We start from the raw sequence: 13,600 nt of genomic DNA on the forward strand, positions 1-13,600 counted from the left end.
TAAATAGCGACTTAAATTGCAACTTCGGCAATCGGAATCACTTTTTTGCCGCTACTCAATGTATCTAATGCTGCCTTGTATTCGGTCATTTGATCGAAATTTAAATATTTATAGATTTCGGTCGTATTTTGCAACTTACTGCCTATGGTTTCCATATATTCAGCATGGCTTGGCATGCGGCCTAATTTGGCGCATACAGCGGCCAACTCTGCCGAACCCAAGTAAACACGGGCATCGCGACCCATGCGGTTATCAAAGTTGCGTGTAGAGGTTGAAAATACCGTTGCTTTATCTGCCACGCGCGCTTGGTTGCCCATGCACAGGCTGCAACCAGGCACTTCAGTACGCGCCCCAGCAATGCCAAACGTAGAGTAAACACCCTCATCTCGTAATTGCGCTTCATCCATACGCGTCGGGGGCGCAATCCATAAACGGGTTGGAATGTTGCCTGTGCCTTCCAGCACTTTTGCAGCGGCGCGATAATGGCCGATATTAGTCATGCAGCTACCAATAAACACTTCGTCGATTTTATCGCCTACCACCGCTGACATTGGCTTAATATCATCAGGATCATTTGGACAAGCCACTAACGGCTCTGTAATCGTGGCTAAATCAATTTCAATCACATGCGCATACTCCGCATCTGCATCTGGCTGCAACAAGTTCGGTTTTGCCAGCCAAGCCTGCATATTCTCAATACGGCGTTGCAAGGTGCGAGCATCTTCGTAGCCGTTTTCAATCATATTTTGCATCAGCACGATATTGGATTTTAAAAACTCAATCACAGGCGCTTCAGATAATAAAACGGTACAGCCATTAGCAGAACGCTCTGCAGACGCATCGGCAAATTCAAACGCTTGCTCTACTTTTAAATCGGGCAAGCCTTCAATTTCTAAAATACGACCATTAAATACATTCTGTTTATTGGTTTTGCCAACCGTTAATGTGCCTTCTTGTATTGCCGCATACGGGATCGCATTCACCAAATCGCGCAAGGTAATACCAGGCTGCATCTCACCTTTAAAGCGTACCAATACTGATTCCGGCATATCCAGCGGCATCGCGCCTGTGGCAGCAGCAAATGCAACCAAACCTGAACCAGCAGGGAATGAAATACCGATGGGGAAGCGCGTATGTGAATCACCGCCTGTACCAACGGTATCAGGCAGAATCAAACGGTTTAACCATGAATGGATGACGCCGTCGCCCGGACGCAACGAAACGCCACCACGGCTACTCATAAATTCTGGCAGGCTATGTTGCAGTTTGATATCCACTGGTTTTGGATATGCTGCGGTATGGCAAAAACTTTGCATCACCAAATCGCTGCTAAAACCCAAACAGGCTAATTCTTTTAGCTCATCGCGCGTCATGCCGCCAGTCGTATCCTGTGAACCCACAGTAGTCGCTTTCGGCTCGCAATAAGTATTTGGGCGTACGCCAACACCTTCCGGCAAACCGCAAGCACGACCGACCATTTTTTGCGCCAGTGTATACCCTTTAGTCGAAATAACCGCAGGCGTTGCTTTAATAAAAATATCGGTCTCTGGCAGATTTAAAGCCTTACGTGCATTGGCAGTTAAACCACGACCAATAATCAATGGGATACGACCGCCTGCACGCACTTCATCCGGCAGCGTGACTGGACTCAATTCAAACGTAGAAATCACTTCGCCTGTTTCATTCAGAACCTTGCCTTCATATGGGAAAATAGTGATTTCATCGCCAGTTTGCATTTTTGATACATCGCACTGGATTGGCAACGCGCCAGAATCTTCTGCAGTATTAAAGAAGATTGGGGCGATTTTTGCACCTAAAATCACGCCGCCTGTGCGCTTGTTCGGGATATTCGGAATATCGTTCCCCATAAACCATTGCACAGAGTTAATCGCTGATTTGCGTGAAGAACCCGTACCAACCACATCACCTACATAAACCAGCGGCAAACCTTTTTGTTTTAAGTTTTCAATCTTTTTCAAGCCATCTGGCATTTTATTCACTAGCATGGCTTTGGCGTGCAAAGGAATATCCGGGCGGCTCCAGGCATCCTGTGCTGGGCTTAAATCATCGGTATTGGTTTCGCCATTGACTTTAAAAACTACCATTTTTAGTTGATTTGCCAACACTGGCTTGCTGGTAAACCATTCGGCATTGGCCCAACTCTCCATCAGTTTTTTAGCGTGCGCATTGCCATTTTTCATCAACACATCAACATCATGAAACGCATCAAACATTAAAATGGTATTGCTTAAAGCAGTCACTGCATGCGCGGCCATAGGAGTACTAAGTAGCTCAACCAGCGCCTGCACGTTATAACCACCCAGCATCGTACCAAGCAATTGCACGGCTTTCTCAGGCGTGATTAAAGGTGATGTTGCAGCACCTTTGGCGATATCCGCCAAAAAAGCCGCTTTTACATAAGCTGCAGTATCGACACCGGCCGGCGTTTGATTCTCAAGCAAATCCAGCAACAAAGCTTCGTCGGCTTTAGCAGGATTTTTAAGTAGTTCAACCAGTGCAGCGACTTGCTCTGCGGATAATGGTAATGGTGGAAGTTGAATGGCCGCACGTTCTTGTGCATGCGCTTGATAGGCTTTTAACATATGATTTAAGGCTCGTTTTAGTCAATGATCGTATTATAAACCAGCGCAAACCTACAGTCGTTTCACACTTGTAAAATCTTAGTGTAAAAACGCTAAAAATTTAAGCTAGTAAGTTTTGTCTGTGTATAGCTCTTTAGCAAACGGGGTGCTACAGCTTTTGCCGCTGGCAGATGCTTCCCATTTGTCTAATAAATCTTTTTGGTAATCTTTACCGTGTATTGACGCTAAAAAAGCCCGCACTTCAAACACGTCGGCAAAGCCATTTTTATCGCTGTCCATCGTCAATATATTGTCTTCAACGCTTGGCCCAATGTATTTTTCGTCTTTGTCGGTTAAATAATCCAATACACTTGGAGCCTCTGCAATAGCGCTCGCTACACTGGCAGCACCTGCATTCACCGCCAGCTCAACCGCACTTGCAGCGGTAGCAACAAACAACAAGCAAACAACGGTTATAGCTTGCAACAACCTGACCCACACTTTAGCTATCGTCATTTTATGCTCACTCATCATTGACACCCTCACTATTATGCCCCCCAATAATGAAAAAGGTTAATGCAAAAAAGCATTGCAATCTGTGACTTATGACACACGTTTTTTATTTTTCTGCATGTTTAATTTGAAATTAAACCCATGTGTTTTTTCAAGGTAAAGCCGTTATTTCAATGACTTTATGATTTCTTATTTTATCCTGCCAAATCGCTGGACCTGTTTGATGTACTGATTCGCCTGTCGCGCTCACGGCAACGGTTACAGGCATATCTACCACATCAAACTCATAGATTGCTTCCATACCTAAGTCGGCAAAAGCCACCACACGCGACTTCTTAATGGCTTTACTCACTAAGAAAGCTGCGCCGCCGACTGCCATTAAATACACAGACTTGTGTTTCTTAATCACCGCCAGCGCTTCATCGCCGCGCTCTGCCTTGCCGATAGAGCCTAATAAATTCAGCTTGCCCAGCATTAACTCAGTGTAATCATCCATACGCGTAGCCGTGGTCGGGCCTGCTGGGCCAACCGCTTCATCACCAACCGCATCAACCGGGCCAACGTAATAAATAAATCGATTGGTAAAATCCACTGGCAATGTTTCATTTTTTGCCAACATAGTTGCGATACGTTTGTGGGCGGCATCGCGTCCTGTCAGGATTTTTCCTGTTAACAACAAAGTCTCACCGGCTTGCCAATCCGCAATATCCGCTTTGGTTAAGCCATCAACATTCACTCTTTTTGCTTGCGCGCTTGGCACCCAATGCACGTCTGGATAACTGGATAAATCAGGCGGCGTCAACTCTGCCGCGCCTGTCCCATCCAATACAAAATGCACATGCCGCGTAGCTGCACAGTTTGGAATAATCGCCACAGGCAAACTGGCAGCGTGCGTTGGGTAATCCAGAATCTTCACATCCAGCACGGTCGCCAGACCACCTAAACCTTGTGCACCAATGCCTAAATTATTCACTTTTTCAAAAATCTCTAAGCGCAACTCTTCAATCTTGTTTAGGCTTCGCTTATCTTTCAATTTCAGCTCATGCATATCAATCGGTGCCATTAACGACTCTTTTGCCAGCAAAACCGCTTTTTCTGCACTGCCGCCAATGCCAATGCCAAGCATCCCTGGCGGGCACCAGCCAGCACCCATTTGGGGCACAACTTCCAATATCCAGTCTACAATTGAATCATTCGGATTCAGCATCGCAAGCTGCGCCTTATTCTCCGAACCACCGCCTTTTGCCGCGATACTCACTTCAACCGTATCGCCCGCCACCAAAGAAACATGCACGACTGCAGGCGTATTATCCTTAGTATTGGTGCGCTTTCCAGCTGGGTCAGTCACGATTGAGGCACGCAATTTATTTTCCGGCAGCAAATAAGCACGACGCACACCTTCATTCACCATCTGCTCTAAAGTCAGGCTTTCAATTTCACCAGAGCTATCAAAGCGAACATTCATGCCCACTTTAACAAAGGCAACAACAATGCCAGTATCCTGGCAAATCGGGCGCTTGCCTTCTGCACACATTCTGGAGTTGGTCAAAATCTGCGCAATCGCATCTTTAGCCGCCGGCGACTCCTCTAGTTTGTAAGCTTCACCCAATGCTTGAATATAGTCAGTTGGATGGTAGTACGATATATATTGCAGAGCATCTGCGATGCTTTGAATAAAATCGGCTTGTTTAATAGTTGTCATTTAAAAGGTTACTATCTTGATGATTTTGCAATCGCAATATTGGGGCTAATATCTTTACGCAGGATTTTACCATTTTTAGTACGTGGAAAATCTTTAGCCAGATAGACCGTTTTAGGTGTTTTGTAAGCAGCCAAGTGTTGTTTACCAAACGCCAGCAGCTCATCTGGGCTGGTAACCGCATCAGGTTTCAGAATCACATAAATCACTACCAGTAATTTATCTTTTTCAATCTCTTCGCCCACCGCCGCACAATCTGCTACATCCGGATGACCTTTATAAACCCGCTCTATCTCATACGGTGAAACGCGATAGCCGAAACTTTTAATAATGTCGTCTTTACGGCCTAGGAACCAAATATAACCATCTTCATCATATTTTGCGTAATCTCCGGTGAAAAAGTAGCCATCATGCTTATATTTTGCAGTTTCTTCGGTCAAATTCCAATAACTTAAAAATATACCGGGGTCATCCAGCGGCACACAAATCATGCCCTCTTCACCCGCTGTAACTTGCTCCAATGTTTCTGGGTTCAGTAATTTTATATTGTGACCAGGCTGCGGAAACCCCGCTGAACCTGGGCGGATTGGGCGAAATTTACTTTGGCTTAGATAATAGGAGAATTCGCTCATGCCGACTGCTTCATAAATATCCAAACCAAAACGCGCATGCCACTGGCTTAACACCTCATCGGACAAATGCTCACCTGCACTCATATAATGGCGCAAACTGGGTAGATCGTCTTTTGTAGCAGTAGTTTTTTGCAAAATCTGTCTATATATCGTTGGCACACCAACAAAAATAGTGGCCTGATGTTTTTGAATCAGGTTTAACCAAACCTGTGCATCATTTTTCCCCTCATGCACAATCACCGTTTTGCCTAAATACAAAGGATCCATCAAGCCGGAACCCAATACGTATGTCCAGTTAAACTTGCCAGAATGCATGATGCGGTCTGTGGTATTTGCGGCTTGTGCATAATTAAACCAGTATTGCGCAGCAGGCTGGCGACCAAGCAGCGCGCGATGCGCATGCAAAACCCCTTTTGGATAGCCGGTAGTGCCTGAGGTATACACCAAATAAGCGGGATCTTCGGCTTTAGTTTTATGGGCTTCATCACACTGATGCGTCACATTAAGTGCGTTTTCTAAGCTCAATAGATTTAAATGAGCATGTGGCTTGGTGTCAGTCGTTTGCGACAATAAAACATGCTTCAAATTGGGCATGTCTTTTAAACCACCAACCAACTGCGCTTCCATAGACAGCCAAGCTGGTGCGTCTGTCACCAATACTGTTGCACCAGAATCTTTAGCTAGATAAGCCACTTCCTCAGCCGTTAATAAGGTTGAGGTCGGTACTGAAATCGCACCCATTTTCATCGTACCTAAAAAGGCAATCGGGTAATCCAAACTGTTTGGCAGGCGAATCAATACCCGGTCACCCGCTTTTACATTTAAATTACGCAGCAACTGTGCAAACTGGTCGGTTTTACGCGCCAATTCTGCGAATGTAATAGTGCTCGTTCCCAACACATCATCTTCAACAATCATGGCAATCTTGTCTGCTTGCGGTGTACCCAAATGCCTGTCACTACACGCGACGCCAATATTGAAATGACTGGGAATTTGCCATTGCCATTCGGGAAACTGTTCAAATTTTTTCATTAAATAACTTTCTTAAAATTCAGAATTTCGAGTATCCAAAAATAACTAGATGCAACACAGCGATTCGCGCAAAAAATGGATTTTCACAGTAAAACCCCATACGGCCAGTTTTGGCGTACCACTTGTGCAGGCAACTGTTCCAACACATGCACGGCAAAGTCCTTATCCGATGTTTTCAGTGCGCGTAACGCGTGCGCACGCAGCAATGTTTGCAAGGCTTTACCAAACATGGGTGGATCCAGCATTTCGCCTTCAAACTTAATCGCGCCGCCATGCAAAGCATCTGCTTCAATCGCCGCTTTTAGAATCGCCACTTTTTGTGTGATTTCAGTTGGTGATGGCGTATAGGCGGTTTTACACAAATGAATATGCCCGGGATGAATCACCTGCTTGCCGGTAAGGCCCATCGCGGCTTCTTGGCAGGCATGCTTGTATACAATGCGCGATTCATTATCACCATGCAAATCCAGCCAGCGACGCACATCGTGCGGCTCTAGGAATTTTTCCGGCATGATATTCTGACCAATCAGCGTTTCAACCCCGCCAATCACACCCGTACCTGCAATCCGCGCCTCAAACATTAATTGATTCATGTAAAACTGCAACTCTTCAATCCAGCCCTCTGGCGTAATGTGAATACCCATGGCTTTTGAGAAGTCATGAATACCGAACACCACATGTTTTACTGTGTTGTACTGCATTAAGTCGGGCGCGATTTTGAGCGATTTAGGGTGCTCAATAATCGGTTGAATCGTAATATGTGGATTCACACTTAACAGCAAACTGGACAAATCGCGCACTTCTGCCGCGCCGTAAACTTCGCCCGCTTTAGCCAGCATTACCACATCGATATAGTCGCCCATATCACGCACCAACCGCATATCATGCTCGTATTCATCGGTACGAAATGAGTTGCAGCGAATGGCAATCGTGACGCGTTCATTCACTTTGCGCAAAGCTGGCAGCTCATGCCGCAGCAAATCACGGCTCATTTCTTTTTGCCGGCAGCCATCTTCCAAGTCAAAAATCAAGGTATGTGCAATGGTGTTGTGTGCATGTTTTTTCATGCGTGCAGCTGCCTGATCCATGTCCTCGTAAATGCCCAAACTGGGCGCATATTTCACTGGCGGGTAATACAACTGAATACCAGGCCAGTAATCGCCTAGCGGGTTACATGTTTGTATTGTCTCAGTCATTGCCAACCTTCCCTTTATGCCATGTGCAATTTATGCGAATTTTTATTCTAGTGATTTTGTTTTAATGCTCTGATTTTATTCACAACATTTACTGTGTCTGCATTCTTTGGTTTGATGTTATCGCTGGAAACCAAAGCCCAAAAATCGTTATCGGACAGCTCAAGCAAATCATCAAACGCCTTTAATTGCATTAGTGTTAAGCCATCAAAATGCTGCGTAATAAAACGCTGTAATACGATATCCAGCTCTAACATGCCACGTCGGCAACGCCATGCTAAACGGCGTAATTCTGCATCCTTCATATTTTCAGCATTCATCATGGCTATAACACCTTAATACCAAAGAGTTTTTTAACAGGCTTGTTATCAGTACTTTCTTTAGCCCGCTCAATTTTTAAATCTTTAATATTCGCAATCGCCGCATTTGGATTCAATTTTTTAGGGCAAACCTCTACGCAATTCATGATGTTATGGCAGCGATATAAACGATAAGGATCTTCCAGATTTTCCAAACGCTCTTCAGTCGCCTGGTCGCGGCTATCCATAATAAAACGGTTGGCTTGCATCAGACCTGCCGGGCCGACAAACTTATCAGGATTCCACCAGAAACTAGGGCAAGATGTGGTACAGGCACCGCACAAAATACATTCATACATACCATCAAGCTTGGCGCGGTCAGCAGGCGATTGTAAACGCTCGGTTTCAGGCAATGGGTCGTTATTAATCAGATAAGGCTTAACCGAATTGTAATGCTCAAAAAACTGCGTCATATCAACGACCAAATCGCGTATTACCGGCAACCCTGGCATAGGGCGCAACACGACTGGTTGCTCTAAATCACTTAACTTGGTGATGCAGGCAAGTCCATTTTTTCCATTGATATTCATGCTATCGCTGCCACAAACACCTTCGCGGCACGATTTACGCAAGCTCAAGGTATCGTCATGCTGCTTAATGCGAATCAGCGCATCCAGCAACATCTGATCTTCGTCCTCCAACGCAATATCGTAATCCTGCATGTAGGGCTTTTTATCCACATCAGGATTGTAGCGATACACCGAAAATTTCATTTGTTTAGCCATTAATCATCAACCCTAATACACGCGTGCTTTCGGCTTAAAAGATTCCACTGTCTGTGGTTTTAACCGCACTGGTTTGTAAGTTAACTGCTTATTTTTCTTATAAAAAAGAGAATGTGTTAACCAGTTTATGTCATCACGTTCAGTAAAATCTTCACGCGCATGCGCGCCGCGACTTTCAGTGCGATTATTCGCTGCATGCATAGTCGCTACTGCAACTTCAATTAGGTTGTCCAGTTCCAGCGCTTCAACCCTTGCTGTGTTAAACACCTGGCTCTTATCTTTAATGATAAGGTTTGGAATACGTTTTGCGACCGCATCAATTTCACGCACACCTTGCGCCAATAAATCAGGAAAGCGGAATACGCCGCAATGCGTTTGCATGGTTTTACGCATAGCATCGCCTACTTCAGTGACATTTTCACCTTGCGCATTTTCTAGGCGATTGACGCGTTCCAGAGTTTTGTCTGTTGCGCCAGCTGGCAATGCTTTATGCGTATTATTGGCTTTGATAGCGGCGGCCATATGGTCACCTGCAGCTTTACCAAATACGACCAAATCTAATAAAGAATTAGAGCCCAAACGGTTTGCACCATGCACAGAAACGCAAGCGCATTCACCGACGGCATATAATCCATTAACGACTTTTTCATCTTCTAAAACAACCTGACCATCTAAATTAGTCGGTATGCCGCCCATCATGTAATGGCAAGTTGGCACGATTGGAATAGGGTCTTTAATCGGATCCACATTAGCAAATGTTTTCGCGATTTCGCGTATACCTGGCAGACTTTTATTAATACGCTCTTCGCCCAAATGATCCAATTTTAGATACACCGCATCTTTATTTTTGCCAACACCGCGGCCTTGTTTAATCTCGGTCGAGATCGCACGTGAAATCACATCGCGACTGGCTAAGTCTTTGGCATGCGGCGCGTAACGCTCCATAAATCGCTCACCTTCAGAATTCACCAAATAACCACCTTCGCCGCGCACGCCTTCGGTAATCAATACACCAGCATGCAGCACACCAGTTGGATGAAATTGCCAGAACTCCATATCCTGCAAAGGCAAACCAGCGCGCGCTGCCATGCCCAAACCATCACCCGTATTAATAAATGCATTGGTACTGGCTTGGAATATCCGGCCTGCGCCGCCTGTCGCCAGTAAAGTAGTTTTGGCTTGCATAATATGAATCTGGCCAGTTTCAATTTCCAGCGCAATCACGCCAAGCACATCACCTTCGCTATCGCGGATTAAATCCAGTGCAAACCACTCCACAAAAAACTGGGTGTTAGCGCGTATATTGCGCTGATATAAAGTGTGTAACATGGCGTGGCCAGTGCGATCTGCCACTGCACAGGTGCGCGAAATCGGGCTCTCGCCAAAGTTTTGCGTCATACCACCAAACGGACGCTGGTAGATTTTGCCAGACTCCAAGCGGTCAAACGGCATGCCGAAATGTTCCAGCTCGATAATGGCTTTTGCGGCGTTTTTGCACATAAACTCAATCGCATCCTGGTCGCCCAGATAATCGGAACCCTTGATGGTGTCATACATATGCCACAGCCATTTGTCTTCTGCCACGTTACCCAAAGCGGCAGCGATACCTCCCTGCGCCGCGACGGTGTGTGAACGGGTGGGGAAAACTTTAGATAACACAGCAACCTTGACTCCTGATTCTGCCAGCTGTAAAGCGGCACGCAAGCCTGCACCGCCGCCACCGACAATCACTGCGTCAAACTGGTGTTTTTCTATACCTCTTATCGCCATTCTTTAAACATTCCACAAAATGTAAATTATCCAAAACAGGTAAAGCATCAACGCAACATCTACCGCCATTTGCAAGTAAGCGCGTAACACTTTATTAAAAACGTAATCTTTTAATACATCTGCCACGCCTAACCAGGCATGCATAAACAAACACATAAAAAATAATAACGTTGCCAACCTAAACCAAATCGGCGACACGAACGCATGCCAGGCTGCATAGTCCGCGGGCTGAATTATCAGCAATGCAACCAGCAATAACACAATATAAACTGCCATTACCACTGCGGTTAAACGCTGTGATAACCACAGTCGCATGCCAGGATACTTATTAGTAAGCAATTGAATCAGCATATTTTTATGGCCAAATAAACCATGCAAAAACAATTACTGCAATCCCCACTAACCACAACACCACACGACTGGAAAAACGCGCTTTTTGCAAACTAGTCATCCAATGAATGTCTTGCAACAAATGGCGAATACCAGCAAAGAAATGGTGAAAAAATGCCCACGAAAGTCCAATTAAAAATAACTTTACATACCAGGCACTCAGCAACTTGGTTAATAATAGGTAACTGCTTGGTGAATCTACAGAAGCTTGAAATGCCAATAAAATTAGTGGCAAAACCAAAAACAAACCGACCCCAGATGCTCGATGCAGAATTGAAACGACAGCATTAATCGGCAAACGAATGGTGAATAGGTTTAGGTTTTTTGGCCTAAGCTTTTTTTTATCATTCAGTCGATGATTAGGGGTTATGTTTTGCATGGTCAGAGATTAAGTTATTCTCGAGCCGCTTTTGCAACAGCACTCGATACATGCGCCAACAGACGCGTGTCAAAGGGTTTAGGAATAATGTATTCGCGCCCAAACTTAAGCTCTGTTAAGTTGTAAGCTTGCAGAACCTCAGCGGGCACTGGCTCACGCGCCAACTCACTTAATGCTTTTGCCGCTGCAATTTTCATATTTTCTGTAATTTTAGTGGCTTTTGCATCCAATGCACCGCGGAACAAATATGGAAAACACAGCGCATTATTCACTTGGTTGGGAAAGTCGCTACGTCCAGTCGCCATTAAAATATCATCACGAATGGCATGCGCGATACTCGGCAATATTTCAGGGTCAGGGTTAGCCAGGGCAAAAATAATCGGATTTTTTGCCATGCCTTTAATCAACTCGGCATCCAATGCATTTTTGGCAGAAACGCCAATAAACACATCAGCTTGCGGCATTACATCTGCCAGTGTCGTGGCATTTGTAGGTGCAATCGCTAAATCGCGATTGTTATCATGCAAATCTGCACGATTGGTATCCAGCACACCGCTTCTATCCACCATGGTGATATTGGTCGCACCCATTAATTTAAGTAGTTTCGCGCAGGAACAGCCAGCTGCGCCAGCACCTAAAAATACGATTTTTGCCGTTTCAATTGTTTTGCCTTGTAGTTCAAGCGCGTTTAATAAAGCCGCCGCTACGATGACTGCGGTGCCGTGCTGATCATCATGAAAAACTGGTATATCCAGACGTTTCTTAAGTTCATTTTCAATATAGAAACAGTGCGGTGCAGCGATATCTTCTAAATTAATCCCGCCAAAAGTCGGCGAAATGTTTACTACTGTTTGAATAAACTCATCTGGTGTAGCAGCATTAACTTCGATATCGAATACATCGATGCCTGCAAAGCGTTTAAATAATACGGCTTTGCCTTCCATCACGGGCTTGCTGGCCAACGCACCCATATTACCTAAACCCAAAACTGCGGTTCCGTCTGTAATCACGGCGACCAAGTTGCCTTTGTTGGTATATTTATAAGCATTAGCAGGTTCTGCATGGATTTCACGCACCGGCTCTGCCACACCAGGTGTATAGGTCAGTGACAAATCATCTTGTGTGGTACATGGCTTGGATGAATCGACACTCAACTTTCCCGGTTTTGGGAATTGGTGATAATCGAGTGCGCGTTTTTTTAAATCATCCATTTTTATCCTAACTAAAGCCTAGTTGATTGCAAACCTAAGGTGTTTTTCAAAATTTGTTCTGGCCATGCAGATGAGCGAAGACAGTGCAAATTGCACGGCAAGCGAAATCCAACAACGCTGGGGGAAATTTTCAAAAACATCCCTATTCCAATTCAGACATATAATGATGATCATCGGTCAAACATAAGCCCAATCGCCACTCCATCGGCTTATCGCCATACGTATAAGAAACCCGCTCAATACTCAACAAAGGTGCACCTAATTGTAGATTCAAGGCTTCAGCAACATCTTTACTCGCCGCCACAGCAGTTAACCGCTCTTCTGCGCGTATCATCCTAATGCCGTACTCAGTCTCATACATGCTGTACATTGAACCCTGATTTTCTTCTACGCGCGTAGCGTTAAGTCCCTTAAATGGCGCCGCCGGGATGGCAATATGATCGTAAATGAGCGGCCTGCCGGAAAAAGTCAGCAAACGCTTTATTTCGATCAAGGTGGCTCCCGCTTTAATTTCCAGAATGCTCGCCATACGGTTGTCTGCTTTGGTTTTGATGCAGTTTATCAACTCACTCTGCAATACTTCTTTTTGACCATTCGCCGCAGTTAATCGCAAAAAGCGCAATTTAGCATCGGTTTCGCTATGCGTTGCCACAAAAGTGCCCTTGCCTTGACGGCGGATTAAAATATTTTCACCTGCAAGGCTATCAATTGCCTTACGCACCGTACCCTGAGACACCTTATAACGTGAGGCCAAATCAACCTCACTCGGAATCATCTCGCCTGGACGCCACTCTCCGCCGATCAAGCTTTGCGTCAACAGCACTTTAATCTGGTCGTATAAAGGCCTGTAACTGGGTGAATTGTAGGCTTTTTCCATCATCGCAAGCTCACTTAAATTAAGTTAACATTATTAAAACATGCCAATTAAAAATAGTCTAGTGTTTTATATCTTATATAAGACATAAGATATTTGTTGACATTAAAACTAAGCGCTATATATAATCAATTTAATTGCTGAAATCACTTTGATTCTGTAATGAAAAAAGCGCATTTAATAAAATGTATGATGGAATTTACACGAATATATGGAGCTACCTAATCATGGGACCAAATAT

At 44.9% G+C, this 13,600-nt stretch carries 12 protein-coding genes; all 12 read right to left on the bottom strand.

What is annotated here, in order from left to right:
• Positions 1-11: 11 nt before the first annotated feature.
• The 12 genes from acnB to K370_RS04105 all read right to left on the bottom strand — a co-directional run bounded on the left by acnB (position 12) and on the right by K370_RS04105 (position 13,362).
• Positions 12-2,603 carry a bifunctional aconitate hydratase 2/2-methylisocitrate dehydratase gene (gene acnB, locus K370_RS04050; protein ID WP_052185170.1) on the bottom strand — a complete coding sequence of 864 codons (2,592 nt, stop codon included), beginning with the start codon at positions 2,601-2,603 and terminating at the stop codon, positions 12-14.
• Between the two features lie 105 nt (positions 2,604-2,708).
• Entirely contained in the window at positions 2,709-3,098 is a 390-nt protein-coding gene (locus K370_RS04055; RefSeq protein ID WP_047541607.1) for a hypothetical protein, read from the bottom strand.
• A 148-nt stretch (positions 3,099-3,246) separates the two neighbouring features.
• A complete protein-coding gene (locus K370_RS04060; RefSeq protein WP_047539022.1) occupies positions 3,247-4,797 on the bottom strand; it encodes a fumarate hydratase in 1,551 nt (516 codons plus the stop codon).
• Between the two features lie 11 nt (positions 4,798-4,808).
• Positions 4,809-6,458 carry an acyl-CoA synthetase gene (locus K370_RS04065; RefSeq protein WP_047539025.1) on the bottom strand — a complete coding sequence of 550 codons (1,650 nt, stop codon included), beginning with the start codon at positions 6,456-6,458 and terminating at the stop codon, positions 4,809-4,811.
• A gap of 83 nt (positions 6,459-6,541) precedes the next feature.
• Positions 6,542-7,654, bottom strand: a complete 1,113-nt coding sequence (locus K370_RS04070) for an HpcH/HpaI aldolase/citrate lyase family protein (RefSeq protein ID WP_047539028.1) — start codon at positions 7,652-7,654, stop codon at positions 6,542-6,544.
• Between the two features lie 47 nt (positions 7,655-7,701).
• Positions 7,702-7,974 (bottom strand): succinate dehydrogenase assembly factor 2, encoded by a 273-nt coding sequence (locus K370_RS04075; protein WP_047539031.1) that lies wholly within the window; start codon positions 7,972-7,974, stop codon positions 7,702-7,704.
• A gap of 2 nt (positions 7,975-7,976) precedes the next feature.
• Positions 7,977-8,723, bottom strand: a complete 747-nt coding sequence (locus tag K370_RS04080; protein ID WP_047541609.1) for a succinate dehydrogenase iron-sulfur subunit — start codon at positions 8,721-8,723, stop codon at positions 7,977-7,979.
• Between the two features lie 24 nt (positions 8,724-8,747).
• Complete coding sequence (gene sdhA / locus K370_RS04085) at positions 8,748-10,505, bottom strand: succinate dehydrogenase flavoprotein subunit (protein ID WP_047539034.1); 1,758 nt, start codon at positions 10,503-10,505, stop codon at positions 8,748-8,750.
• A gap of 3 nt (positions 10,506-10,508) precedes the next feature.
• Positions 10,509-10,820 (bottom strand): succinate dehydrogenase, hydrophobic membrane anchor protein, encoded by a 312-nt coding sequence (gene sdhD / locus K370_RS04090; RefSeq protein WP_235272688.1) that lies wholly within the window; start codon positions 10,818-10,820, stop codon positions 10,509-10,511.
• A 40-nt stretch (positions 10,821-10,860) separates the two neighbouring features.
• Positions 10,861-11,274, bottom strand: coding sequence for a succinate dehydrogenase, cytochrome b556 subunit (sdhC, locus tag K370_RS04095; protein WP_047539037.1), 414 nt, complete (start codon positions 11,272-11,274; stop codon positions 10,861-10,863).
• A 14-nt stretch (positions 11,275-11,288) separates the two neighbouring features.
• Entirely contained in the window at positions 11,289-12,485 is a 1,197-nt protein-coding gene (locus K370_RS04100; RefSeq protein ID WP_047539040.1) for a malic enzyme-like NAD(P)-binding protein, read from the bottom strand.
• Between the two features lie 142 nt (positions 12,486-12,627).
• Positions 12,628-13,362, bottom strand: coding sequence for a GntR family transcriptional regulator (locus tag K370_RS04105; RefSeq protein ID WP_047539042.1), 735 nt, complete (start codon positions 13,360-13,362; stop codon positions 12,628-12,630).
• Positions 13,363-13,600 lie beyond the last annotated feature (238 nt).

It is taken from the genome of Methylotenera versatilis 7 (genome assembly GCF_000799165.1).
Classification (GTDB): Bacteria; Pseudomonadota; Gammaproteobacteria; order Burkholderiales; family Methylophilaceae; genus Methylotenera_A; species Methylotenera_A versatilis_A.